The sequence below is a fragment of the Methylobacterium sp. EM32 genome (assembly GCF_040593685.1).
Taxonomy (GTDB): domain Bacteria; phylum Pseudomonadota; class Alphaproteobacteria; order Rhizobiales; family Beijerinckiaceae; genus Methylobacterium.
The window spans coordinates 1-24887 of the sequence record NZ_JBEXZS010000173.1 but is presented as its reverse complement, the minus strand read 5'-3'; the positions used below and the strand labels follow the sequence as shown (position 1 = coordinate 24887).

22 protein-coding genes are annotated in these 24887 nt (G+C 69.7%); 11 read left to right on the top strand and 11 right to left on the bottom strand.

Annotated elements, in window-relative coordinates; genetic code table 11:
* The first annotated feature begins 41 nt into the window (after nucleotides 1-41).
* The 3 genes from ribH to thiL all read left to right on the top strand — a co-directional run bounded on the left by ribH (nucleotide 42) and on the right by thiL (nucleotide 2248).
* Entirely contained in the window at nucleotides 42-581 is a 540-nt protein-coding gene (gene ribH / locus ABZT49_RS22780; RefSeq protein WP_355289219.1) for a 6,7-dimethyl-8-ribityllumazine synthase, read from the top strand.
* A 1-nt stretch (nucleotide 582) separates the two neighbouring features.
* Nucleotides 583-1053, top strand: coding sequence for a transcription antitermination factor NusB (nusB, locus tag ABZT49_RS22775; protein WP_093564234.1), 471 nt, complete (start codon nucleotides 583-585; stop codon nucleotides 1051-1053).
* A gap of 190 nt (nucleotides 1054-1243) precedes the next feature.
* A complete protein-coding gene (gene thiL, locus ABZT49_RS22770) occupies nucleotides 1244-2248 on the top strand; it encodes a thiamine-phosphate kinase (RefSeq protein WP_355289217.1) in 1005 nt (334 codons plus the stop codon).
* 32 nt (nucleotides 2249-2280) lie between these two features.
* Here the strand turns inward: thiL and ABZT49_RS22765 are convergent, their stop codons facing one another.
* Together ABZT49_RS22765 and ABZT49_RS22760 are read right to left on the bottom strand one after the other, a co-directional pair.
* On the bottom strand, nucleotides 2281-4467 hold the full coding sequence (locus ABZT49_RS22765) for a primosomal protein N' (RefSeq protein WP_355289215.1): 2187 nt from the start codon (nucleotides 4465-4467) through the stop codon (nucleotides 2281-2283).
* Nucleotides 4468-4512: 45 nt separating this feature from the next.
* Nucleotides 4513-4872, bottom strand: a complete 360-nt coding sequence (locus ABZT49_RS22760; RefSeq protein ID WP_355289213.1) for a DUF2293 domain-containing protein — start codon at nucleotides 4870-4872, stop codon at nucleotides 4513-4515.
* Nucleotides 4873-5015: 143 nt separating this feature from the next.
* Between ABZT49_RS22760 and ABZT49_RS22755 the strand changes: the two genes are divergently transcribed.
* The gene (locus ABZT49_RS22755) at nucleotides 5016-6353 is read left to right on the top strand and encodes a divalent metal cation transporter (protein ID WP_355289211.1); all 1338 of its coding nucleotides are present in this window, start codon (nucleotides 5016-5018) and stop codon (nucleotides 6351-6353) included.
* On the opposite strand, the gene ABZT49_RS22750 is transcribed toward ABZT49_RS22755, so the two are convergent.
* A complete protein-coding gene (locus tag ABZT49_RS22750; RefSeq protein ID WP_355289290.1) occupies nucleotides 6343-6951 on the bottom strand; it encodes a CatB-related O-acetyltransferase in 609 nt (202 codons plus the stop codon). The genes ABZT49_RS22755 and ABZT49_RS22750 overlap by 11 nt on opposite strands.
* Before the next feature lie 84 nt (nucleotides 6952-7035).
* Between ABZT49_RS22750 and ABZT49_RS22745 the strand changes: the two genes are divergently transcribed.
* Both ABZT49_RS22745 and ABZT49_RS22740 read left to right on the top strand, forming a co-directional pair.
* Nucleotides 7036-9375: an NADP-dependent malic enzyme gene (locus ABZT49_RS22745; protein ID WP_355289209.1), complete on the top strand. Its 2340-nt coding sequence runs from the start codon at nucleotides 7036-7038 to the stop codon at nucleotides 9373-9375.
* A 231-nt stretch (nucleotides 9376-9606) separates the two neighbouring features.
* The gene (locus ABZT49_RS22740; RefSeq protein WP_355289207.1) at nucleotides 9607-10371 is read left to right on the top strand and encodes an alpha/beta hydrolase; all 765 of its coding nucleotides are present in this window, start codon (nucleotides 9607-9609) and stop codon (nucleotides 10369-10371) included.
* A gap of 91 nt (nucleotides 10372-10462) precedes the next feature.
* Here the strand turns inward: ABZT49_RS22740 and ABZT49_RS22735 are convergent, their stop codons facing one another.
* The 4 genes from ABZT49_RS22735 to ABZT49_RS22720 form a co-directional block, all read right to left on the bottom strand.
* Nucleotides 10463-11281, bottom strand: a complete 819-nt coding sequence (locus tag ABZT49_RS22735; RefSeq protein WP_407943550.1) for an LptA/OstA family protein — start codon at nucleotides 11279-11281, stop codon at nucleotides 10463-10465.
* A 4-nt stretch (nucleotides 11282-11285) separates the two neighbouring features.
* Nucleotides 11286-12032: an LPS export ABC transporter periplasmic protein LptC gene (gene lptC, locus ABZT49_RS22730; RefSeq protein ID WP_407943549.1), complete on the bottom strand. Its 747-nt coding sequence runs from the start codon at nucleotides 12030-12032 to the stop codon at nucleotides 11286-11288.
* 120 nt (nucleotides 12033-12152) lie between these two features.
* Nucleotides 12153-12767, bottom strand: a complete 615-nt coding sequence (locus tag ABZT49_RS22725; RefSeq protein WP_355289203.1) for a ribonuclease D — start codon at nucleotides 12765-12767, stop codon at nucleotides 12153-12155.
* An 80-nt stretch (nucleotides 12768-12847) separates the two neighbouring features.
* Nucleotides 12848-13222, bottom strand: a complete 375-nt coding sequence (locus tag ABZT49_RS22720; RefSeq protein ID WP_355289202.1) for a helix-hairpin-helix domain-containing protein — start codon at nucleotides 13220-13222, stop codon at nucleotides 12848-12850.
* A 251-nt stretch (nucleotides 13223-13473) separates the two neighbouring features.
* Between ABZT49_RS22720 and rpmF the strand changes: the two genes are divergently transcribed.
* The gene (rpmF, locus tag ABZT49_RS22715) at nucleotides 13474-13659 is read left to right on the top strand and encodes a 50S ribosomal protein L32 (RefSeq protein WP_048425702.1); all 186 of its coding nucleotides are present in this window, start codon (nucleotides 13474-13476) and stop codon (nucleotides 13657-13659) included.
* Between the two features lie 88 nt (nucleotides 13660-13747).
* Here rpmF and ABZT49_RS22710 read toward each other — a convergent pair whose 3' ends face one another.
* Nucleotides 13748-14962, bottom strand: coding sequence for a YbfB/YjiJ family MFS transporter (locus ABZT49_RS22710; protein ID WP_355289199.1), 1215 nt, complete (start codon nucleotides 14960-14962; stop codon nucleotides 13748-13750).
* A gap of 74 nt (nucleotides 14963-15036) precedes the next feature.
* On the opposite strand from ABZT49_RS22710, the gene ABZT49_RS22705 reads away from it, so the two are divergent.
* A complete protein-coding gene (locus ABZT49_RS22705; protein ID WP_355289197.1) occupies nucleotides 15037-15930 on the top strand; it encodes a LysR substrate-binding domain-containing protein in 894 nt (297 codons plus the stop codon).
* Nucleotides 15931-15958: 28 nt separating this feature from the next.
* Here ABZT49_RS22705 and ABZT49_RS22700 read toward each other — a convergent pair whose 3' ends face one another.
* Both ABZT49_RS22700 and phaR read right to left on the bottom strand, forming a co-directional pair.
* Nucleotides 15959-16177, bottom strand: coding sequence for a hypothetical protein (locus tag ABZT49_RS22700; RefSeq protein ID WP_355289195.1), 219 nt, complete (start codon nucleotides 16175-16177; stop codon nucleotides 15959-15961).
* Between the two features lie 79 nt (nucleotides 16178-16256).
* On the bottom strand, nucleotides 16257-16859 hold the full coding sequence (gene phaR / locus ABZT49_RS22695; RefSeq protein WP_355289193.1) for a polyhydroxyalkanoate synthesis repressor PhaR: 603 nt from the start codon (nucleotides 16857-16859) through the stop codon (nucleotides 16257-16259).
* Nucleotides 16860-17174: 315 nt separating this feature from the next.
* On the opposite strand from phaR, the gene ABZT49_RS22690 reads away from it, so the two are divergent.
* A complete protein-coding gene (locus ABZT49_RS22690; RefSeq protein ID WP_355289191.1) occupies nucleotides 17175-18356 on the top strand; it encodes an acetyl-CoA C-acetyltransferase in 1182 nt (393 codons plus the stop codon).
* Between the two features lie 180 nt (nucleotides 18357-18536).
* On the top strand, nucleotides 18537-19265 hold the full coding sequence (gene phbB / locus ABZT49_RS22685) for an acetoacetyl-CoA reductase (RefSeq protein ID WP_355289189.1): 729 nt from the start codon (nucleotides 18537-18539) through the stop codon (nucleotides 19263-19265).
* A 956-nt stretch (nucleotides 19266-20221) separates the two neighbouring features.
* Here the strand turns inward: phbB and ABZT49_RS22680 are convergent.
* On the bottom strand, nucleotides 20222-21454 hold the full coding sequence (locus tag ABZT49_RS22680; protein ID WP_355289187.1) for an ABC transporter substrate-binding protein: 1233 nt from the start codon (nucleotides 21452-21454) through the stop codon (nucleotides 20222-20224).
* A 239-nt stretch (nucleotides 21455-21693) separates the two neighbouring features.
* Between ABZT49_RS22680 and secA the strand changes: the two genes are divergently transcribed.
* Complete coding sequence (gene secA, locus ABZT49_RS22675) at nucleotides 21694-24564, top strand: preprotein translocase subunit SecA (protein ID WP_355289185.1); 2871 nt, start codon at nucleotides 21694-21696, stop codon at nucleotides 24562-24564.
* The last annotated feature ends 323 nt before the right edge of the window (nucleotides 24565-24887 follow it).

Below are 24887 nucleotides of genomic sequence, written 5' to 3'. Positions count from 1 at the left end.
GCGCGGGAGCCGGTGCCCGTTCGAGACGTAAGAAGTTCGCCATGGTCACGCCACGCCGCGACAGCGGAGCCGACCGCCCCCAGCTCACCGGAGCCCGGGTGCTCGTCGTCGAGGCCCGCTACTACGAGGACATCGCCGACGAGCTCCTCGCCGGCGCGACGGCCGCGATCGCGGCGTCCGGCGCCGAGGCGGTGGTCGTCACCGTGCCGGGCGCGCTGGAGATCCCGCAGACAGTCGCGATCCTGCTCGAGGCCGCCGCCCGCGCCCACAGGCCCTACGACGCCGTGGTGGCGCTCGGCTGCGTCATCCGCGGCGAGACCGGCCACTACGACATCGTCGCCGGCGAGAGCGCCCGGGCCCTGATGGACCTCTCCGTCATGCTCCGCCTGCCGCTCGGCAACGGCATCCTGACCGTCGAGACCGAGGCCCAGGCCCAGGCCCGCGCCCGGGTCGCCGAGATGAACAAGGGCGGCGGCGCGGCGGAGGCGGCGCTCGCGGTGCTGGCCCTGCGCCGGGCGCAAGACGCGGGCCGCCAGGACCGCACCATCGGCTTCACCCCCCGCCGCACGGAGACCGAGTGAGATGAAGCCCGCCGAGCGCAGCGGCGCCCGCCTCGCGGTGGTCCAGGCCCTCTACGAGATGGAGATCTCCGGCAAGGGCGTGATCGACGCGCTCGCCGAGTTCGAGGCGTTCTGGATCGGCCAGGTGATCGACGAGGTCGAGCACCCGCCGGCCGAGACCGCCTTCTTCCGCGACCTCCTGCGCGGCACCGTCGAGGAGCAGCGGGCGATCGACCAGCGCCTCGACGCGGCGCTCGCCGCCGGCTGGCCCCTGCGCCGGCTCGAGGCGGTGGTCCGCGCGATCCTGCGCGCCGGTGCCTACGAGGTGATGTTCCGCCGCGACGTGCCGGTGAAGGTGGCGATCTCCGAATACGTCGACGTCGCCCACAGCTTCTACGAAGGCGAGGAGCCGGGCCTCGTCAACGCCGTGCTCGACAAGGTCGGCCGCGCGGTGCGCCCGGACGATTTCAACAAGGGCTCGCGGGCCGGGTAAGGCGAGACCATGCCGGATCTTCGGCCTTATCCTTCGGATTAGGCAGGATGGTGCGAGCGCACGGAAAATCCTCGTCTGTCGTCATTCGATCATTGCGATGTCCCGGCCACGGGTCTAGCTGTCGACTGAGGCTCGGGCCGGGAACGGCGTCGCCCGCCACCCCGTCCCTCGCCGCGAGACCGCCCCCGCGATGGCACGCCCCTATCTCCCCCGCCCCACGCAAGACGAGCTGATCGCCCGCTACTTCGCGCCGCTCGCCGGCGCGGGCGGGCTGGGCTTGCGCGACGACGCGGCCCTGCTGACGCCGAGCCCGGGCCACGACCTCGTGCTCACCACCGACGCGGTGGTGGCCGGCGTGCACTACTTCCCCGACGACCCACCGGCCTCGATCGCCTGCAAGGCGCTCGGCGTGAACCTGTCCGACCTCGCCGCCAAAGGGGCGGAGCCGCGGGGATTCCTGCTGACGCTCGCCCTGTCGGACGAGTGGGACGAATCCTGGCTCTCCGAATTCTGCACCGGATTGAGCGAGGCTGCGGCCCTGGCGAGCTGCCCGCTGCTCGGCGGCGACACCGTGCGGGCTGCCGGTCCCACGCTGCTGGGTATCACCGCCCTCGGCGAGGTTCCCTCCGGCACCATGGTGCGCCGCAGCACGGCGCGGATCGGCGACCGACTCCTCGTCTCGGGCAGCATCGGCGACGCGGCGCTCGGCTTGCGGCTCCGGCAGAAGCCGGCGGCCTCCTGGGGCGAGGCCCTGTCCTTCCCGGCCCGCACCGCCCTGGTCGACCGCTACCTGCATCCGCAGCCCCGCCTCGCCCTCGCGCCGGCCCTGCGGGCCCATGCCCGCGCGGCGATGGACGTGTCCGACGGGCTCGTCGGCGACCTCGCCAAGATGATGCGGTCGGCGGATTTGAGCGCCGAGATCGCGGTCGACGCGGTGCCGCTCTCCGACGCGGCCCGGGCGGCTTTGGCGGTGAAGCCCGACCTCCTCGACACCACGCTCACCGGTGGCGACGATTACGAGATCCTCTGCGCCGCCGATCCGGCGCAGGTCCCGGCCCTGCAGGCGGCGGCCGCGCGGGCCGGCGTGCCGCTCACCGTGATCGGCACGGTGACGGAGGGCAGCGCGCCGCCGGTCCTCCGCGGGGCCGACGGCGCGGCTCGGAGCTTCCGCACCGGCTCGTTCAGTCATTTCTAGGAAGAGAGCCGGGATCGCCGACGCCGCTCGCCTCAGAGGAAACTCTGCGGATCGACATCGATCCCGACCCGAAGATTGCCCCGGACCTTCGGCCCCCGGGCGAGCCAGTCGCGCAGGTAACCCTGGAGGTCGATCTCGCGCTCGGTCTTGACCAGCAGGCGGAAGCGGTAGCGGCCGCGCACCAGGGCCAGCGGCGCCTCGGCGGGGCCGAGCACCATCACGCCGGGCGGCGGCTCGGCGACGCGGGCCAGCGCCCGGCCATGGGCCTCGGCGGCCTCGCGGTCGGTGCAGGAGATGACGAGTGCCGCGAGGCGCCCGAAGGGCGGCAGGCCGGCGACCTCGCGCGCCGCCGTCTCCTCGGCGTAGAAGCGCTCGGCGTCGCCCGAGATGAGGGCCGAGATCACCGGGTGCTCGGGCTGGTAGGTCTGGACCAGGGCCCGGCCCGGCTTCTCGCCGCGGCCAGCCCGGCCCGTGACCTGCTGGAGCAGCTGGAAGGTGCGCTCGGCGGCGCGGGGATCGCCGGAGGTCAGCCCGATATCGGCGTCGAGCACGCCCACGAGCGTCAGGTGCGGGAAGTTGTGCCCCTTCGCGACGAGCTGGGTGCCGACGACGATGTCGCAGCCGCCCTCGGCCACGGTCTGGAGCTCGGCCCGCAGCAGCTCGGCCCCGCCGGGAAAGTCGCTCGACAGCACGATCACCCGCTTGTCCGGGAAGGTGGCCGAGACCTCCTCGGCGATGCGCTCGACGCCCGGCCCGCAGGCGGTCAGGTTGTCGAAGGTGCCGCACTCCGTGCAGGCCTCGGGCCGCCGCTCGGCATGGCCGCAATGGTGGCAGACCAGCGCCCGGCGGAAGCGATGCTCGACGAGCCAGGTCGAGCAGTTCGGGCATTGGTAGCGGTGGCCGCAGGCCCGGCACAGGGTGAGCGGCGCGTAGCCGCGGCGGTTGAGAAACAGGAGCGCCTGCTCGTCCCGGGCATTGGTCTCGGCGATTGCCGAGACGAGGCTCGGCGACAGGTAGCGCCCGCGCGGCACCTTCTCGCCCCGCATGTCGATGGCGCGGATCTCCGGCAGGCGCCGTCCGCCGAAGCGCTCGGGCATCACCACCCGGCGGTAGCGCCCGCGCTCGGCATTGACCCGGGTCTCGATCGCGGGCGTGGCGGAGGCCAGCACCACGGCAGCGTTCTCGAGCTTGCCGCGCACCACCGCCATGTCGCGGGCGTGGTAGCAGACGCCATCATCCTGCTTGTAGGCGCCCTCGTGCTCCTCATCGACGACGATCAGGCCGAGCTTCCGGAACGGCAAGAAGAGGGCCGAGCGCGCGCCGACCACCACCTGGACCTCGCCCGACGCCACCCCGGCCCGGATCCGCTCGCGCCGCCGCCCGCCGATCCCGGAATGCCAGGCGGCGGGCCGCACGCCGAAGCGCTTGGCGAAGCGGTCGAGGAACTGAGCGGTGAGCGCGATCTCCGGCATCAACACCAGGGATTGCACGCCCCGGCGCAGGGCCTCGGCCACGACCTCGAAATAGACCTCCGTCTTGCCCGAGCCGGTCACGCCTTCGAGGAGCGTCACGCCGCCCTCCCCGGCCTCGCCTCCCCCGGCCGGCGGCGCGGTCAGCGTCGCGATCAGCGCGCGGGCCGCCTCGGCCTGGGGCTCGGAGAGGGCGTCGTGCGGATGGTCGGGATCGGGCGGCTCGGCGACCCGCTCGGGCGCCAGCGCCACGGTCTCCAGCACGCCGTCGTCGATGAGGCCGTCGACCACGCCGGCGCTGACCCCGGCCTCGAGGCTGAGCGCCCGCTTGCCCCGCACCACGCCGTCGGCCGCCACCGCCACCACCTTGGCCCGCGCCGGGGTCATCCGGCTCGGCGGCATCCCGGTCGCCCGCACGCCGACCTTGGCGGTCTCGGTGCGGCTCTCTTCCGGCAGGCGGAGCGCCATGGCGAGGGCCGAGCCCTTCGGCGCCAGGGTGTAGCGGGCAATCCACTCGACGAGGCGGCGGAGCGCCGGGCTCAGGGCCTCGACGCCGATCCGGCCGGTGACGCGCCGCAGGTTCGAGCCGGCGCCGTCGCGCAGGGACCACACCACCCCCACGGTCTCCCGCGGCCCGAGCGGCACCTGCACCACGTCGCCCTCCGCGAGCGTCAGTTCGGGCGGCACGGCGTAGCTGTAGGCCTGGTCGAGGGCGAGCGGGATCAGGACGTCGGCGATCGGGGCGGTCATCGGGCTTTGCAGTCGGGCGGCGTGTGATCGGTCATATAGGAACGGTCACGCCGGCTCGCCTCCGGGGGTCTCCTCATCCTCGCCGATACGCCGCCGCACGCCCCACTCGGCGAGCACCCCGTTGAGATCGTCGAGGATGAAATGGCGGGCGCTGTCCTGGTCGTAGCCCTCCTCCAGGAGGGAATCGTACTCGGTGAAGACGTGGCGGGCGTAAGCGACCATGCCGAGCCAGGCGGCGGTCTCGGGCGCTGCACCGCGCAGGCCTGGGCTCGCCAGCGCCCGGTCGACGATCGCCTCCGCCTCGAATTCCGGCACCCGCGGCGCGAGGTGGGAGAGCGCCGCCTCCACCGCCTCGCGGCGGGTCGGGAGCGCGCGGCGGGGCGCGGGATCGGGGCGGCGGCTCATCGGCGTCCTTCGCGGGGGGGGCAAGGGCGACCCTGCCGGAGCGGGGCGGTCGTGTCACCCCCAGGGTAGGACGGCGCACCGTCCCGCGAACCCGGATCGCTTCCGGCAGTTGGGTCCTCGGACATCAGATACTCCGAGGGAGCATGATCGCACCCGAACCTCGCTCCCGCGCGCGAGCCGACACAGCGAACTCGCCTGCCCCCGACGAACCGGCCCCCGAATCCCGCAAGAAACCCAGCCTCCTACGCCTCGTCGGCGGGGGTGTCATCACCGGGGCGGCAGACGATGATCCGTCCGCGATCGGCACCTATGCCAGCGCCGGTGCGAAGTTCGGCCTGGGCTTCCTGTGGATCGCCCCCGTCCTGCTGCCGATGATGGTGGTGGTGGTCTACGTCTCGGCGAAGCTCGGCCAAGTCTACGGCAAGGGCCTGTTCGCGGCCGTGCGCGACCGCTACCCGCGCTGGGTCCTCTACCCGGCGGTGCTCGGCGCCTTTACCGGCAACGTGATCGAGGCGGCGGCCAATCTCGGCGGCATCGGGGCCGCCCTCAACCTGCTGGTGCCGCTGCCGGTCCCGCTCATCGTCACGGTCGCGGCAGGCGTGATCCTGGCCTTCCAGATCCTCGGCTCCTACGCGCTCCTGCGCCGCCTCTTCCGCTGGCTGGCGCTCGCACTCTTCGCCTACGTCGCCGCCGCGATCTTGGCACGGCCCGATCCGGCGGAGGTCCTGTCTCGCACCTTCGTGCCGCATCTCACCCTCGACAGCGACGCGCTGGCGATGATCGTCGCCTGCATCGGCACCTCGCTCTCGGCCTACATCTACACCTGGCAGTCGAACCAGGAGGTCGAGGAGGAGATCGGCCAGGGCCGCCACACGCTCCGCCAGCGCAAAGGGGCCACCGACGCCGAGTTGCGGCGCACCCGGCGCGAGGTGATCACCGGGATGCTGTTCTCGAACATGATCCTCTACTTCATCATCCTATCGACCGGCGCGACCTTGCATCCGGCCGGCCAGACCGCGATCGACAGCGCCGCGCAGGCGGCCTCGGCCCTCGAACCCCTCGCCGGCTCCGGCGCCAAGATCCTCTTTGCCCTCGGCGTCGTCGGCGTCGGCTTCCTGGCGGTGCCGGTGATGACGACGGGCGCGGCCTACGACCTCGTCCAGGGCCTCGGCCGCGAGGGCAGCCTGCACGCCAAACCCTCCGAGGCGAAGCTGTTCTACGGCACCATCGCCGCGGTGACGGCGGTGGCGGTCGGCCTGAACTTCTTCGGTTTCAACCCGATGCGGGCGCTGGTCTGGTCGGGCATCGTGCAGGGCGTCTCGGTGCCCCCGCTCCTCTGCCTGATGATGTTGATGACCAGTGACCGAAGAATGATGGGCGAGCGGGTCAACGGCCGGCTCGTCACGATCCTCGGCTGGGCGACGGTGGCGGTGACCTTCGCGGCGACCGCCGGCCTCGCCGCCAGCTGGATCATCGGCTGACCGGCTCTCCCCTCAGGGCCCTCACCAGCGCCTCGGCCTCGCCGCTCTGGAGCAACGGCACCAGGGCCCGCACCCGCTCCGGCGGCAGGTCCCACCAGGCGGTCTCGACCAGGGCCGACACGGTCTCCGGCGGGAAGCGGTGGCGGATCACCCGGGCCGGGTTGCCGGCGACGATCGCGTAAGCCGGCACGTCGCGGGTGACGACCGCGCGGGCCGCCACCACGGCGCCCGGGCCGACCGTGACGCCCGACAGGATCAGGCACCCGGATCCGAGCCAGACATCGGCGCCGATGACCACGTCGCCCCGTGAGGCGTGGTACGCCTCCGGCGCGTCGAGGTCCGGCCACAGGCCGCGCATCGCCGCGAACGGATAGGTCGAGACCCAGTCGGTGCGGTGGTTGCCCCCGAGCAGGATCTCGACCTTGTCGGCGATCGAGCAATAGGGGCCGATCGACAGTCGCGCCCCCGATTCCGGGAAGCGGATCTTCGGCCTGCCGTAGGAGTAGGGGCCGATCCGGAAGCCGTAGCGGACGGCGAGCTTGGCCAGATGCAGGCGGGTCTCGTTGTGAGGGTTGCGCCCCTGCCGCAGGCGGTGCAGGAAATCCTTCACCCGCGGTCACCGTCGTGAGTCGCGGGCGAGGCGGCGGGCCCGAGCGTTCGGGCGATCCGGGGAGAGAACGCGGTGAGCAGCAACATTTCGGACGATCTGAAGAGCGGCGCGCTGTTCTATCACCGTCATCCGAGACCCGGGAAGCTGGAGATCCAGCCGACCAAGCCGCTCGGCAACCAGCGCGACCTCGCGCTCGCCTATTCGCCGGGCGTCGCCGCCGCCTGCGAGGCGATCGCCGCCGACCCCGAGGAGGCCGCGACCCTAACGGCGCGTCAGAACCTCGTCGCGGTGGTCTCGAACGGCACCGCGGTGCTCGGGCTGGGCGATATCGGCCCGCTCGCCTCCAAGCCCGTGATGGAGGGCAAGGCGGTCCTGTTCAAGAAATTCGCCGGCATCGACGTCTTCGACATCGAGCTGAATGAGAAGAACGTCGACAAGCTCGTCGACGTGGTGGCCGCCCTGGAGCCGACCTTCGGCGGCATCAACCTGGAGGACATCAAGGCGCCGGAGTGCTTCGAGGTCGAGGAGCGCTGCCGGGCCCGGATGAACATCCCGGTCTTCCACGACGACCAGCACGGCACTGCGATCATCGTGGCGGCCGCCGTCCTCAACGGCCTCGAATTCGCCGGCAAGCGGATCGCCGACGTCAAGATCGTGACCTCGGGCGCCGGCGCGGCGGCGCTCGCCTGTCTCAACCAGCTGGTCTCCCTCGGAGCCCGTCGCGAAAACATCTTCGTCACCGACCTCGAGGGCGTGGTCTACAAGGGCCGTGAGAAGCTCATGGACCGCTGGAAGTCGGTCTACGCCCAGGAGACCGAGGCGCGGACGCTGGCCGAAGTGATCCCGGGCGCCGACGTCTTCCTCGGCCTCTCGGCCGGCGGCGTGCTGAAGCCCGACATGCTCGAGCGGATGGCCGAGAAGCCGCTGATCCTGGCGCTGGCCAACCCCTATCCGGAGATCATGCCGCCGCTGGCCGAGGAGAAGCGGCCGGACGCGATGATCTGCACCGGGCGGTCGGACTTCCCGAACCAGGTCAACAACGTCCTGTGCTTCCCCTACATCTTCCGGGGGGCGCTTGATGTCGGGGCGACCACGATCAACGAGGAGATGAAGGCGGCGGCGGTGAAGGCGATCGCCGGGCTCGCCCGCGAGACCCCGTCCGACGTCGTCGCCCGCGCCTATGGCGGCGAGGCGCGGCCCTTCGGCCCCCACTCCCTGATCCCGAGCCCGTTCGACCCGCGGCTGATCCTGCGCATCGCCCCCGCCGTCGCCCAGGCCGCGATGGATACCGGCGTCGCCAAGAGGCCGCTGCCGGACGTGCAGGCCTATGCCGAATCCCTCGACCGGTTCGTGCACCGGTCCGGCTTCATCATGAAGCCGGTCTTCACCGCGGCCAAGGAGGATCCGCGCCGGGTCGTCTACGCCGAGGGCGAGGACGAGCGGGTGCTGCGCGCCGTCCAGGCGATCGTCGAGGAGGGGCTGGCCAAGCCCATCCTGATCGGCCGCCCGAACGTGATCGAGACCCGCCTGAAGCGCTTCGGCCTCGCGATCCGCGCCGGACAGGACTTCGAGCTGATCAACCCGGACGACGATCCGCGCTACCGCACCTACGTCCAGACCTACATCGATCTCGCTGGGCGGCGCGGCATCACGCCGGACGGCGCCCGCACGCTGGTGCGCACCAACAACGCGGTGATCGGCGCGCTGGCCGTCCGCCGCGGCGAGGCCGACGCGCTGATCTGTGGCCTCGAAGGCCGGTTCGAGAGCAAGCTCCGGGTGATCCGCGACATCATCGGGCTGGCTCCCGGCGCCCGCGACTTCGCGGCGCTCAGCCTGATCGTCACCTCGAAGGGCGCCTACTTCATCGCCGACACCCATGTGCGGCCCGATCCCAGCGCCGAGGAGATCGCCGACGTCGCCATCGCCTGCGGCGACACCGCCCGCCGCTTCGGCCTGTCGCCGAAGATCGCGCTGGTCAGCCACGCCGATTTCGGCTCGTTCGACACCGCCTCTTCTCGCAAGATGCGCCAGGCGCTGAACCTGCTGCGCGAGCGCGCCCCCGACCTCGAGGTCGACGGCGAGATGGCGGCCGACACCGCCCTGTCGCAGGCGATCCGCGACAAGGTGCTGCCGGGCTCGCGCCTCAAGGGCGAGGCCAACGTGCTGATCATGCCGAACCTGGACGCGGCCAACATCGCGTTCCAGTTCTCGAAGATGCTCGCCGACGCGCTGCCGGTCGGCCCGCTGCTGCTCGGGCCGGCCCGGCCTGCGCATATCCTGACCCCGTCGGTGACGGCGCGCGGCATCGTCAACATCACGGCGGCGGCGGTGGTTGAGGCGCAGGGGCAGGAGGTGCTGACCGTCGAGGCGGACAGCACGGCAGAGGCGGGGACACCGTTGGTGTCGGCGTAACTCGGGATGAGGCGGCCCGGCGAGGTGATCGTCGGGCCGCCGCATTCTGCAAGATGATTTTAAAGTGACGCGCGGTGCCTTTCCCCCGTGCGGGAGAGAATTACTCGGCAACCGAGTTCGAGCCTAAAACCGATCAGCTTGACCGTTTATCGGTTCCCTCTCGACCCAGCGCGGCCATGCCTGAGGGACACAATTGATTTTTCTCGCCAACATCTCTGACAGGAATTCACCGTGAAGGCATTCAAGGTTCCGTGGCTGGCAGCCAACCTGATGTATCATGATATGCAAGGCGATGGAACGCCGATCATTCTAATACATGGGCTAGGCTGCGCATCCTCATGCGACTATCCAGCCGTCGCATCAGATCCTTGCCTTGTCGGAAAGCGCATCATACTGGTCGATCTTCTTGGATCTGGCTTCAGCGAACGCCCGATCGAATTTGCTTACACAATCGAAGAGCACACCAAAGTCCTTGCGAGCTTCATCTCCGAAGTCTGCTCAGAGCCAATTTCCCTCTTTGGTCATAGTATGGGTGGAGCAATCGCAATCGCCACGGCGGCCCAGCTTGGCGGAAAAGTGCGCCGCATCGCGCTTGGGGAGCCGAACCTTGATGCAGGGGGCGGCGTGTTCAGCAAGCAAATCGCGTCAATGACGGAACATGACTATGTGATGCGCGGCCACCAAGAAACAGCCAACAACGCTCGAGCAAATGGCAATGTAATCTGGGCCAGTTCGCTGTCTCGGAGTGCCGCATACGCGATCCACCGTGGAGTAAGCTCGTTGGTAGCAGGGTCTACGCCCAGTTGGCGCAAAACGCTCTACGAGATGATGATACCAAAGACGGTGATTTTTGGTGCCCGTTCGTTACCAAATGCAGATTTCGAAAGCCTTCAATACTATGGCTGCTCTGTCGAGGTCGTTGCCGAAGCGGGACATTCGATGGCCTGGGATAATCCCTCGGGGCTCGCGACCGCCCTGCGTAACTCTTTCAGTTAGATCAACTTCCTCCCTTCAGCAGCCATTCGCGCCGTCAAGCCAATCACGTTTAGACCTCTGAGCATCTGTCAGGGATCAATCGCCTCCCCGCCTACCCCCTCGGCTTCGGCGCTGCTTTCCCCGCCTGCCCTGCCGGCTGCGCACACCCCGCCTGCTTGCCCTTGGCACCGTCATCCTTGCCGCCGGGCACGAACATCGCCGACACGCGACCGCCCGCGACCGGGTCCATGTTCGCCCGGCCGGTATTCATGTCGTAGACGAGGCGCGAGCCGCGGGTGACGTTCTGGCACTGGCTCAGGACGACGTTGCCGGTCAGCACCACGCGGTTCGCCACCCGGTCGAACACCGCGTTGTCGCCGCTCGCCACCTGATCCTTCGACACCACCGTGACCGGGCCGGCGCAGACCACCTGGCGGATCGCGCTGCCGTCGGTCGGGTCGGACGTCTTCTCGGCCTTGACCTCCGCCTTGGGCTCGGGCTTCACCTCGACCTTCGCCGCCTTCTCGACGGGCTTGGCCTCCGGCTGGGCAATGGAGGCCTTCGCGTCGGGCTTGACCTCAGCTGCCTTGGCCTCGCCCCCCTTGCCCTTCGGGTCCTTCTCCTTGCGCTGGTAATGCACGGTCATGCTGGAGCAGCGGATGGTGCTCTCGCCCTGCACCGCCACGACGTTGCCGGCAAAGACCGCCTTGTTCTCGCGGTCGAACACGTCGAGCCGGTCGGCGTCGATCTTGATCGGCTCCTTGCCGCCGCCGCTGCCGAAGGCGCCGAAGCCGGAGCCGGCTTCCTTCTTCTTGGCGGCAGGCGCGGCCGGGGTCTCGGCCCGCGGGACGGAGGGGAGGGCGAGGGCGCCGAGGGTGAGGCAGCCGAGCGCCACGAGGGCCGGGATGCGGGCCGGGAGACGGGGACGCACGGGCTCAATCGTCCTTGATCTGGGCCTCGGTGGTCCGCAGCGGCGGAGTCTCGTCCGAGGATTCTGAAGGGGCGTGGCTGGCGAAGACCGCCTTGACGTTGCCGACGAACGAGATGGTCTTGCCGCTCTCGGTCACTTCCAGTCCGTCGGCCTTGATCGAGCCGGTCGGCATCGTGACGGTCACGGCCTCGCGCGACGACATCGCGCCGGCCTTGAAGTCGACATGGGCCGAGGTCAGCCGGGCCTCCTGGCCCTTGTCGGTCCAGAGGCGGATGTGCTGGCTCAGCTCCAGCGCCTCCTTCTGGGTGTCGAAGATCCCGGCCGTCGCCTCGATATGGGCGAGCCCCCCCGATTCGTCGGTGGTGAGGCGGCCGAGCATGTTCTGCAACTCGATCACGAAGGGCTTGCGCACGTCCTGGAGCGCGGCCTTGGCGGTGACCACGTAGGGGCGGTTGTCCTTCGAGCGATACCCTGAGAGGCGCGGGCTCTCCATCGTCACCTTCGAGCCCGAGACGCCGATCGACCCGAGGCTGACCGAGACGCCGAGATCGGCGAAGGGGTTGAGCCAGGTGCCGACCACGATGGCGAGCCCCGCAGCAACAGCCCCGAGGGGGATCGCGCGCCGCAGCCAGCGCACCTGGGCGCTGTGGCGGCGCGCCCTGGCATGGGCGCGCAGGCGCCGGGGATCGAGGCCCGCGGAGGGAAGCGCATCGAGCGGGGAAGCTTGCAGCAAGGTCGTGGCCACCTGCATCGTGCCGGGGTGCGGCGGGACGTCAGCGCCCCCTCATGCTCCGGACCGGTGTCGAAGTTATGGCCGGCAGGTTAACAGAACGGCGACGCTTCGTCCCGCCGTTCTCACGGATCCGACGCCTCAGCTATGCGCGAAGATGTCGGTCTCGTCCCATTCGAGCAGGTCGAGGCGGGCGCGGGTCGGCAGGAAGTCGAAGCAGGCCTGGGCGATGGCGGTGCGCTCCTCGCGGGCGAGCATCATGTCGAGGCGCTCGCGCAGGGCGTGGAGGTGGAGCACGTCGGAGGCGGCGTAGTCGATCTGCGCCTGGGTCAGGGTATCGGCGCCCCAATCCGAGGATTGCTGCTGCTTCGACAGGTCGACGCCGATCAGCTCGCGCACCAGGTCCTTCAGGCCGTGCCGGTCGGTGTAGGTGCGGGCGAGCCGCGAGGCGATCTTGGTGCAGTAGACCGGTCCCGGCATCACGCCGAGGCGGTGGAAGAGCACCGCGAGGTCGAAGCGGGCGTAGTGGAAGATCTTGGTCACCGCCGGATCGGCCATCACCCGCTTGAGCACCACCGGCTCGGGGCCTCCCTTCGGGATCTGCACCAGGTCGGCCTCGCCGTCGCCGCGGGAGATCTGCACGACGCAGAGCCGGTCGCGATGGGGCTGGAGGCCGAGGGTCTCGGTGTCGACCGCGATGGCCGGGCCCGGCACGTAATCGTCGGGCAGGTCGCCGCGGTGCAGGCGGTGGGGCATGGATGAAGCGTCCGGGAAGCGTCGAAAAAGGCTCCCCGGCGCCTATCACCCCTCCCCCGGGCCGGCAAGGATCAGACGGGTCAGGACTTCTGGCGGGCGATGACCTTGTCCTTGATGCCCTCGTAGACGTTCGACGGGACGATCTTCTTCGACAGGAGCTCGTCCTTGCCGCGATACGGCCGCCCCTTGATGATCGCCTCGGAGCGCGCGGCGCCGATGCCCGACAGGGTCTCCAGCTCCTCCTTCGAGGCGCTGTTGAGGTCGATGAGGGCCGTCTTGCCGGCGGGCGCCACCTTCGGGGCCTCGGGGGCCTTCGGGGCCGCCGGCGCCGTGGGAGCCGGGGCCGGGCGGGTCGTGGGAGTGGTCGAGGGTGCAGGCGTCTGGGCCAGAGCGGGGCCGGCGCCGAGCAGGGCGGCAACGGCGAGGGCGCGGGTCAGGCGGGGGAGGCGAATCATCGGGACGCTCCGATCGTGTCGCGCGCGGGGCCGGGCTTTGGTGTCCCGAGCGGCAAGAGCATCATGGCGTTTTCGCCGTTGAACGGCGGCTTAATGGATCTGTGCCGTGAGCGGCGGTTTTTCTGGTGCTTGTCCTCTAGCCAGGGCCGCGCGCCTCCTCTATAGACCCCCTCCGAACAGGTTCGCGACGCGCGCGGCGGCTCCGCCCGGGGCGGCCTCGCGCCTGTTTTGTTGCACGGGAAGTAGTTTCAATGGCCGTTCCGAAGCGAAAGACCTCTCCGTCGCGGCGCGGCATGCGCCGTTCCGCCGACGCCCTCAAGGCCCCGACCTACGTCGAGGACAAGGATTCCGGCGAGCTGCGCCGCCCGCACCACATCGACCTCAAGACCGGCATGTATCGCGGTCGCCAGGTGCTGAAGGTCAAGTCCGACGCGTGATCCGGCGTGGCGGCGCTGAATGCGCCGCCGATGACCGGCACGGGATGACGGCGCCCCTCGCGGGCGCCGTTCTCGTTTGTGGGCTCCGTCAGGCCGGGGCGCGGCCGTCCCGCCACAGCCAGAGGGCGGTGAGCACCAGGAGCAGCGTCGCGAGCGCGCCGGTGAGGTCGAGGGCATTGAGCCCCCATCGCCCGGGCCCGAGGGCGCGGACCAGGAGCGGTCCGAGGATCTGCCCGGCCGCGAAGGCGGCGGTCATCCGGGCGAGCAGCGGCGTCGGCGCGTCGGGGCGCGCCTCGCGGGCGAGTTGCAGCCCCGCCATGGTGGCGATCATGAAGGTGCCGCCGACCAGCAGCGCCGAGGCCGCGACCGCCCAGAGGGCGTGGACCGTGAGCGGCAGCACGGTGCCGAGGGCCATGATCCCTTGCGCCGTCGCCCAGAGCCGCCGGCGCGGCACCCCCGCGAGGGTGCGGGCCGCGACCGCGACCGAGACCAGAGCAGCGAGGCCGAAGAGCGGCCAGGCGAGGCCGAAGACCAGCGGGTCGGGGGTCAGCTCCCGCGCCATCGCCGGCAGGAACGTAGCCGGCACGATGTAGCCGAAGCCGAAGGTGCCGTAGCACAGGATGAGGCCGCCCTGCCCGACGCCCCGGACGGAGGCCACCGCCTCGCGCTCCACCGGTCCCGACGGCGCAGCACCTTGCCCCCGCGACAGGACCCCGACGGCCAGCGCGCCGGCCGCCGCCGCCACCCCGAGTTCGAGCCACAGATGGGTCGCCGGCTGGCGCCCGCCGAGCCAGGCGAGGAGGCCGGCGAGGGCGATGCCGAGGCCGACGCCGGTATAGATCCAGGCCCCGAGACGCGGCGCCTGCCGACGGGCGAGCTCGGCAAGGCACCAGCCGCTGGCGCAGACCAGCGCCCAGGCGCTGAACACTCCGGCCGCCGCTCGCAGGGCAGCGCCGAGGACAGCCGGCGCGGGACTGCCGGCCCCCGCCATGGCGAGCGTCGTCAGCGCCACGCCGGTGAGGCTCAGGCGCAGCCCCCGCCCCGGATCGCCCGAGAACCACGCCGCCGTCAGCGCTCCGACGAGGTACCCGGCATAGTTGGCCGCCGCCCATTCGGCACCGGCCGTGCCGCTCAAGGCGCCGTCGCGCAGCATCAGCGGCAGGAGCGGCGTGAAGGCGAAGCGGCCGATGCCCATGGCCACCGCGAGGGCGAGGATGCCGCCGGCGACGATCGGGCCGTTGGCCGAGGGCGCGAGTGGGCCGGCCTTCGGGAGGCGGGCAAGGGGAAGGTCGGTGGTGCTCATGCGGGCGATCAGACACCTGCCGCATCGTCTTGAAAAATGAATTTTCGTGACGCATCATTCTCTCGATGAGAATGATGGATCTCGACGACCTGCACATCTTCCGCGCCGTGGTGCGGCAGGGCGGGGTGACGCGGGCGGCGAGCCTGCTGAACCGGGTGCCGTCCAACGTCACCACCCGGATCAAGCAGTTCGAGGAGCGGCTGGGCGTCGCCCTGTTCCGGCGCGAGGGCCGCACGCTGACCCTCACCGAGGCCGGGCGCACCCTGCTCGGCCACGCCGAGAAGCTCCTGCAGCTGGCGGATCTGGCCGAGCGGGAATTGCGCGGCGGCGGCGTGCGCGGGGTCCTGCGGCTCGGCTCGCTCGAGAGCGCCGCCGGCGCCCGGCTGCCGCCGATCCTCTCGGCGTACCATGCCCGCCATCCCGACGTGACGATCGAGCTGCAGACCGGCACGACCCGGGCGATGCTGCGCCAGCTGGAGCGCCACGAGGTCGAGGCGGCCTTCGTCTCCGAGCCGTTCGAGCGCGGCACCCTGTCCGCGATGCCGGCCTTCGACGAGGAGCTGGTGCTGATCACGGCCAAGAATACTGCCAAGAATACTACAAAGCGCGCGGACGAGGGTGAGGCGACCCGGACCGTGGTGGCCTTCCCGCACGGCTGCTCCTATCGCCAGCGCCTGTTCGAGTGGCTCGCCGCCGAGGGCCGCTCGCCGGAGCGGATCCTGGAGATGAGTTCCTACCACGCCATCGTCGCCTGCGTGGCCGCCGGAACCGGGGCGGCGATCGTACCGGCGGAGGTGCTAGACCACGCGGTCCTGAGCCACGCGGTGGCCCGCCACGCGCTTCCGGCCTCGTTGCGGCTCAACCGCACGCACCTGGTCTGGTCGGGAGAGGCGAGCCCGGCCCTGCGCTCGCTGATGGCGCTGGTGCCGCGGGTGGGGGAGCGGGAGTCGGTTGCAGCGTCGGGCTGACCGGAGCGGCCCCCTCACCCGGCTCGCGTCAGTCGAGGCTCCCGACGGCCGCGTACCGCGCCGAGGCCACCCGCGAGCGGTCGACCCGCGACGGCCGCAGGGTTCCGCTCGGGCCGTCGATCAGCTGGACCAGGAAGGTCGCGAGCGGCCGGGCCGGCACGGCCCGGGGTGTCTCGGAAACCCCGATCGGGACGAGGGACCGGCCGGGGGCGTCCGGGTCCGGGACGGGCGTATCGGACTGGGACATGGCGGCGGCCCTGCGAGGTGACGACAAGCCAACGCCGCAAGCCGCCTGCCGAGTTCCCTCCCCCGCGTGCTTCGTCCCGCTACTTCTTCGCCAGGGCCTCGAGCCGACTCTGCATCTCGGCCATCTGGCGCTTGAGGTCGTCGAGCTCGCCCTTGGGGGCGGCCGGCGCGGGGACCGGCGTCTCGGCCGGCTTGTCCCCGGCGCCGGGCTGCCCGCCCGCACCGAAAGGCGTGAACATCCGCATGGCCTCGCTGAAGAAGCTCATGTTGGCGCGCACCTGCTCCTCCATGGCGTGCTGGAAGGCGGTGGGGCCGAAGGTCTGTGACATCTTCTCGCGCAGGCCGTCCTGCTCCCGGGCGAGGTTGTCCATCGAATATTCGAGGAAGCTCGGCACCATCGCCCGCATGCTGTCGCCGTAGAAGCGGATCAGCTGGCGCAGGAAGGCCACCGGCAGCAGGTTCTCGGCGCCGGCCTTGTTCTCCTGCTCGAAGATGATCTGGGTCAGCACCGAGCGGGTGATGTCCTCGCCCGACTTGGCGTCGTAGACCACGAAATCCTCGCCGGCCTGCACCATCGCGGCGAGGTCCTCCAGGGTCACGTAGGTCGAGGTGCCCGTGTGGTAGAGACGCCGGTTGGCGTACTTCTTGATGACGGTGGGTGTCGACTTGCCGCTCTCCGCCATCGGTGCGTGGCCTCCCTCTTGCCGAGCCTGTTGGCCGACCCCTTGGCGAACCCGACCGGAACTGGACGGCGCCGGGCGAGCCGAATTTTCACCGGTTCTCATGATCGGACCTTAAGGCCTTCGTGTGCTGGCGAAAATAGCAATCTGCGCGCCGTCCACGCAAACTGGCCGCGCTGCCAGTGCGAGAACCGGTGGTACCCGCCTTGACTTCGCGCAGGGCAACGCTTTCATCCACCCCAAAGCACGCGGGACGAGAGCCGCCGGAAGCGGGCCGACGGCATCCCGTGACGCTGGGAGAGGGTCAAGGAGAGGCGCATGGCCGAGAAGTCAGACATCGTCATCGTGGGCGCCGCCCGCACCCCGGTCGGCTCGTTCAACGGGGCCTTCGCCACCGTGCCGGCCCACAAGCTCGGCGCGGTCGCCATCAAGGCGGCTCTTGAGCGGGCCAAGGTCTCCCCCGAGGAGGTCGACGAGGTAATCTTCGGCCAGGTGCTCGCCGCCGGCGAGGGCCAGAACCCCGCCCGCCAGGCCGCCATGGCCGCCGGCATCCCGCAGGAGAAGACCGCCTGGGGCCTCAACCAGCTCTGCGGCTCGGGGCTCCGCACCGTCGCGGTCGGCATGCAGCAGATCGCCAACGGCGACGCCGACATCATCGTGGCCGGCGGCCAGGAATCGATGTCGATGGCGCCCCACGCCCAGTACCTGCGCGGCGGCCAGAAGATGGGCGACCTGAAGCTCGTCGACACGATGCTGAAGGACGGCCTGATGGACGCCTTCAACGGCTACCACATGGGCAACACCGCCGAGAACATCGCCCAGCAGTGGCAGCTGACCCGCGAGGAGCAGGACGCCTTCGCCGCACGCTCGCAGAACAAGGCCGAGGCCGCCAAGAAGGAAGGCCGCTTCAAGGACGAGATCGTCCCCGTCACCGTGCCCGGCCGCAAGGGCGACGTGGTGGTCGATACCGACGAGTACATCCGCGAGGGCGCGACCCCCGAGGGCATGGCCAAGCTGAAGCCCGCCTTCTCTAAGGACGGCACGGTCACCGCCGGCAACGCCTCGGGCATCAATGACGGCGCCGCCGCTCTGGTGCTGATGTCGGCGGCCGAGGCCGAGAAGCGCGGCCTCAAGCCGCTCGCCCGCATCGCCTCCTGGGCCACCGCCGGCGTCGACCCGAAGATCATGGGCACCGGCCCGATCCCGGCCTCGCGCAAGGCCCTCGAGAAGGCCGGCTGGAAGGCCTCCGACCTCGACCTGATCGAGGCCAACGAGGCCTTCGCCGCCCAGGCGCTCGCGGTCAACAAGGACCTCGGCTTCGACGACGCGAAGGTCAACGTGAACGGCGGCGCCATCGCCATCGGCCACCCGATCGGCGCGTCGGGCGCCCGCGTCCTCGTCACCCTGCTGCACGAGATGCAGCGCCGCGACGCCAAGAAGGGCCTTGCCACCCTCTGCATCGGCGGCGGCATGGGCGTCGCCATGTGTCTCGAGCGGTAAGAGCGCTCTGATATATTACGCTGAGACCAGGAGCGGCCGGGAGCCCGGCCGCTCCACTACAGTTAGCACTTAAAGAAGCGGGACAGCACCCGCCTTCGTTGTGGAACGGCGGCCTTCCGTAAAGTACCACGGGGGCGCGCCGAGGGACGGATCGCTCGAACGCTCACAAGGAGAGGGCACATGGCAGAACGCGTCGCACTGGTCACCGGGGGCACGCGCGGCATCGGCGCTGCGATCTCGAAGGGTCTGAAGGACGCCGGCTACAAGGTCGCGGCCAATTACGGCGGCAACGACGAGGCCGCGCAGGCCTTCAAGAGCGAGACCGGGATCCCGGTCTTCAAGTTCGACGTCGGCGATGCCGCGGCCTGCGAGGCCGGCATCAAGGCGGCGGAGGCCGAGCTTGGCCCGATCGACATCCTGGTCAACAATGCCGGCATCACCCGCGACGGCATGTTCCACAAGATGACCTTCGAGCAGTGGCAGGCGGTCATCCGCACCAACCTCGACTCGATGTTCACCTGCACCCGTCCGCTGATCGACGGCATGCGCTCGCGCGGATACGGCCGCATCATCCTGATCTCGTCCATCAACGGCCAGAAGGGCCAGATGGGCCAGACCAACTACTCCGCCGCCAAGGCCGGCGTGATCGGCTTCGCCAAGGCGCTGGCGCAGGAGAACGCCAACAAGGGCATCACCGTCAACGTGATCGCCCCGGGCTACATCGGCACCGAGATGGTGAAGGCGATCCCCGAGGAGGTGCTGAAGGCCAAGATCCTGCCGCACATCCCGGTCGGCCGCCTCGGCGAGGCGGAAGAGATCGCCCGCGCGGTCGAGTTCCTGGCCGGCGAGCAGGCGGGCTTCATCACCGGCTCGACGCTGTCCATCAACGGCGGCCAGTTCTTCGTGTGATCCGGCACGGGGCGCCGGAGCGGCGCCCCGTCTCGTGATGAGGGTCCGGCGGCCCCTTTTTCCGGATCTCGTGCCGCCGGCCCTCGTGAAGCTCGGCGGAGGGCTCCTCTCCCGGCGCGAAGCAAGCAGCGAGACGACGACGCCCTTCGGACCAGCCCACGCGACGGTCGATCGTGACGGCTGTCCGCGCTTCGGCCGGATTCCCTTCCCCCAACGATCGATCCCACTTTCATCCGATGACGGCGCTTGCGCCGACAGCCGCAGCCACGCCGACTCCGTGCACGGCCTCGTTCAGACATGCCTCGCGCCGGGCGAGGGAGAGCCGTGCGGCTGACCGCAGGATCTCGCAGTGCGAGGCAAGGTCAACCCTGCCGCCCTGTGGAATCGGAACGCCGAAGCGTGATCGCAGCACAGTGCGATGTCGATCAGGAATAATCTTTTCCAAATCCAGCCATTGATGTCGTGCCCGCAATCAAGAAGATCTTATCCGCGCCGAGCGCGCCGACGAATCGGCCACGGCCTGAAACCGGAGGATAAGATGTCGAGAAAATCCTTAATGATTACGCTCGCGGCAACCACTATGCTAGTAGCGACATCGAGCCTTGCATCAGCGCGATCGGTCTACATCACCGGATCATGCGTGTGCAAGAAGGGCAACAACGTCCTTGCGACCTATTCGAGTCGCATCTGTGCGGCCAACACGCACGACAATTGCACGGCGGCGAAGCAGGCATGTACGACCGAGAGCCGGGCAGCCTGCACAGATCTCGGGGGTATCCTGACGCAGAGCGGCCAGTCCTGCAACATCGGCGACAAGTGCTGAGCACCGCAGGATTCCGGTGACGCCGAAATGAAGTGGACGGACCGCGGGGCCGGTCCGTCGGGCGGGGCGGCGCGGCTGACGCCTTGCGGCCTCCGGAGGGCGACGCCCGTCCGGAGGTCGGTACCGGATGCGACTACTGCGTCAGCGGGCACCCGCTCGCCTTGGCCGACAGGAACGCCTTGTCGCCCGGGATCGTCGCCAGCAGCTTATAGTAGTCCCATGGCGCCTTCGACTCCGCCGGCGACTTGACCTGGAACAGGTACATGTCGTGGACCATGCGGCCGTTGGCCTGCACCGTGCCGCCGCGGCCGAAGAAGTCGTCGACCTTGAGTTCGCGCATCTTGGCCGCCACCGCGTCGGTGTCGTCGGTGCCGGCGGCCTTCACGGCCTTGAGGTAGTGCAGCACCGAGGAATAGGTGCCGGCCTGGATCATGTTCGGCATCTTGCCGGTCTTGGCCATGAAGCGCTTGGCGAAGGCGCGGGCCTGGTCGTCGAGGTCCCAGTAATAGCCTTCCGTCAGCACGATGCCCTGCGCCGCCTTGAGGCCGAGGCCGTGCACCTCCGACAGCGTGAACAGCAGGGCCGCGAGGCGCTGGCCGCCCTGGACGATGCCGAACTCCGCCGCCTGCTTGATCGCGTTCGAGGTGTCGAGGCCGGCATTGGCGAGCCCGACGATCTTGGCGCCCGAGCCTTGCGCCTGGAGCAGGAACGAGGAGAAGTCCTGGGCGCTGAGCGGATGGCGCACCGCGCCCACCACCTTGCCGCCCTTCTGGGTCACGTATTGCGTCACGTCGGCCTGGAGCGCCGAGCCGAAGGCGTAGTCGGCGGTGAGGAAGAACCAGGTGTCTCCGCCGGTCTCGACCAGCGAACCGCCGGTGCCGACCGCGAGCGCGTGGGTGTCGTAGGCCCAGTGGAAGCCGTACGGGGTGCACTGCTTGCCGGTGAGGTCGGACGTCGCGGCCCCATCGACGATGGTGATCTTGCGCTTCTCCTTCGACAGGCCCTGCACCGCGAGCGCCACCGAGGAGGTGGTCAGCTCCATGATCGCGTCGACACGGTCTGTGTCGTACCATTGCCGGGCGATGTTCGAGGCGATGTCCGGCTTGTTCTGGTGGTCGGCGTCCACGATCTGCACCGGCACGTCGAGGACCTTGCCCCCGAAATCCTCGACTGCCATCTTCGCCGCCTCGACCGAGCCGCGGCCGCCGAAATCGGCGTAGACGCCGGACTGGTCGTTGAGGATGCCGATCTTCACCACGCCGTCGGAGGCGCCCTTCTGCGCGGTCTGCGCCTGCGCGGCGCCTGCGAGAGCGAGACCCGCGACGAGCGCGGTGGTGCGGGCGAGCGCCCGGCTCAAACGTGTCATGTCGTCCTCCCCGGCCGCCTCGTTGCCCGTGCGGCCGTTCTCCTGTCGTCGGAACGGCAGCTAGAGCGGTGCCGGGACGGGAATCAAGCGGCGGATCCATCCTCCGCCCCCCGTCTTTCGCAGCACGGCCACGGTTGTGCTCCCGCGCCCGCTGCCTTTTGGGTGCACGGCTCCCTATATGGGCCTATAAGGCGCCCGCGGCGCGCGCCACTACCGTTACGATCGATCGCAGGTTCACGATGCTGGGTTCCCTTGCCAAGAAGATCTTCGGGTCGTCCAACGACCGCCGGGTGAAGGGATACCGACCCCGCGTCCAGGCCATCAACGCCCTCGAGCCCGAGTTGGCGGCCCTGTCCGACGAGGCCCTGCGCGCCCGCACCGACGCCCTGAAGGCCGAGCTCGCCGCCGGCAAGACCCTCGACGACATCCTGGTCCCGGCCTTCGCCACCGTGCGCGAGGCGGCCAAGCGCGTGCTCGGCCAGCGCCACTTCGACGTGCAGATGATCGGCGGCATGGTGCTGCACGAGAGCGGCATCGCCGAGATGAAGACCGGCGAGGGCAAGACCCTGGTGGCGACCCTCGCCACCTACCTCAACGCGCTCTCGGGCAAGGGCGTCCACGTCGTCACCGTCAACGACTACCTCGCCCGCCGCGACGCGGAATGGATGGGCCGGGTCTACCGCTTCCTGGGGCTGACGACCGGCATCATCGTGCACGGCCTCGACGACGTCGAGCGCAAGGCGGCCTATGCCTGCGACATTACCTACGGCACCAACAACGAGTACGGCTTCGATTATCTTCGCGACAACATGAAGTATGAGCTGGGCCAGATGGTCCAGCGCGGCCACAACTACGCGATCGTCGACGAGGTCGACTCGATCCTGATCGACGAGGCGCGCACGCCGCTGATCATCTCGGGGCCGATCGACGACCGCTCCGACCTCTACACCACGATCGACGCGATCATGCCGCGCCTCGTGCGCGAGGATTACGACCTCGACGAGAAGCAGCGCACGGTCTCGCTGACCGAGAACGGCAACGAGCACATCGAGGAGCTGCTGCGCGAGGCCGGCATCCTCAAGGAGGGCGATCTCTACGACGCCCACAACGTGACGCTGGTCCACCATGTCAACCAGGCGCTTCGCGCCCACACCCTGTTCACCCGCGACAAGGACTACATCGTCCGCAACGACGAGGTGGTGATCATCGACGAGTTCACCGGCCGCATGATGCCCGGCCGGCGCTACTCGGAGGGGCTGCACCAGGCGCTCGAGGCCAAGGAGCGGGTGACGATCCAGCCCGAGAACCAGACGCTCGCCTCGATTACTTTCCAGAACTACTTCCGCCTCTACAAGAAGCTCGCCGGCATGACCGGCACCGCCTCGACCGAGGCCGACGAGTTCCAGGAGATCTACAACCTCGAAGTGGTCGAGATCCCGACCAACAAGGAGGTCGAGCGCGTCGACGAGGACGACGAGGTCTACCGCACCGTCGACGAGAAATACGCCGCGATCATCAAGGAGGTCGACAAGGCGCATGCGCGCCTGCAGCCGGTGCTGGTCGGCACCGGCTCGATCGAGCGCTCGGAGCACCTCGCGAGCCTGCTGGTCAAGCACGGCTACACGCCGCTCGACTACAGCGACCCGTCGGCCCTGGAGGACGTCTACGCGGCGGCCCGCGAGGGCCGGGTGACCAAGCGCTTCGCGGTGCTGAACGCCCGCTTCCACGAGCAGGAAGCCTACATCGTCGCCGAGGCCGGCGTGCCGGGCGCGATCACCATCGCCACCAACATGGCCGGCCGCGGCACCGACATCAAGCTCGGCGGCAACCTCGACATGCGCATCGAGCAGGAGCTCGCCAACGTCCCCGAGGGGCCGGAGCGCGACGCCCGCATCGCAGGCCTCAAGGCCGAGATCGAGCAGAACCGGGCGCGCGTGCTGGCCTCCGGCGAGCCCGCCGACCCGGCCGCCGGCCGCAAGACGGCCCTGCCGGGCGGCCTCTACATCGTCGGCACCGAGCGCAACGAGAGCCGGCGCATCGACAACCAGCTGCGCGGCCGCTCCGGCCGCCAGGGCGATCCCGGCCGCTCGAAGTTCTACCTCTCGCTTCAGGACGACCTGATGCGGATCTTCGGCTCCGACCGCATGGACGGCATGCTCCAGCGCCTCGGGCTCGAGGAGGGCGAGGCGATCATCCATCCGTGGATCAACAAGGCGATCGCCAAGGCGCAGCAGAAGGTCGAAGCGCGCAACTTCGACATGCGCAAGAACGTGCTCAAGTACGACAACGTCATGAACGACCAGCGCAAGGTCGTGTTCGAGCAGCGCCGCGAGTTCATGGCGCAGGAGAGCGTGCGCGACACCGTCGACGAGATGCGCCAGGGCGTGATCGAGGACGTGGTGGCGCGCCACGTGCCGGAGGACGCCTATCCGGAGCAGTGGGACATCGCCGGGCTTCGCGAGAGCGTGACCCGCGACCTCAACCTCGACGTGCCGGTCGAGGACTGGGCCAAGGAAGAGGGCATCGCCGACGAGGAGATCCGCGAGCGCCTGCGCAAGGCCGCCGACGAGGCCTACGCCGAGCGCACCGCCCGCAACACGCCCGAGGTGATGGCTTACGTGGAGAAGCAGGTGCTGCTCCAGAGCCTCGACCATCTCTGGCGCGAGCACCTCGTCACCCTCGATCACCTGCGCCAGGTGATCGGCTGGCGCGGCATCGCCCAGCGCGATCCGCTCAACGAGTACAAGTCCGAGGCGTTCGACCTGTTCAACAGCCTCGTCGGCTCCCTGCGCGAGCAGGTGACCGGCCAGCTGATGCGGGTCGAGATCATGTACCAGGAGCCGGAGCCGCAGGGCTTGCCGCCGATGTTCGCCCAGCACCTCGATCCGGTGACCGGCGAGAACGAGTTCGCCTATGCCGAGGGCGCGGCTGGCGGTGGCGGCGGTGCCTACGAGTTCGCCGGTCAGGCGCTCGCCGCCGACGCGCCGGTGCTGGAGCGCAATCCCGACGATGCTGGGACCTGGGGCCGCGTCGGCCGCAACGAGCCCTGCCCCTGCGGCTCGGGCAAGAAGTACAAGCACTGCCACGGGCGATACGCCGCGGAGGAGTGATTTTATCGGAGAGGGCGCGGCGCTCGGCGCCAGACCCCTCCCCCCTCTGCGGCAGGGCTGTCCGAGGAAAAGAAATGGCGCGCCTCCCCTCTCCCGTGTGGGAGAGGGGCCGGGGGTGAGGGTGGCTCGGCTTCCGCAATAAAGCTCAGGCCGTAGTGCTGGCAGCTCAACGGTTGAGTTCTATTCTGAACCCGAGCCACCCTCACCCCTACCCCTCTCCCAAACGGGCAGGGCTATCGCATATGGCGAACGAGGCGTTCCAGGAAATCGTCGTTCCAGCCAGCCATCTGCATTTTGGTGTGGAGCGAGGCCTTGGTCGGATC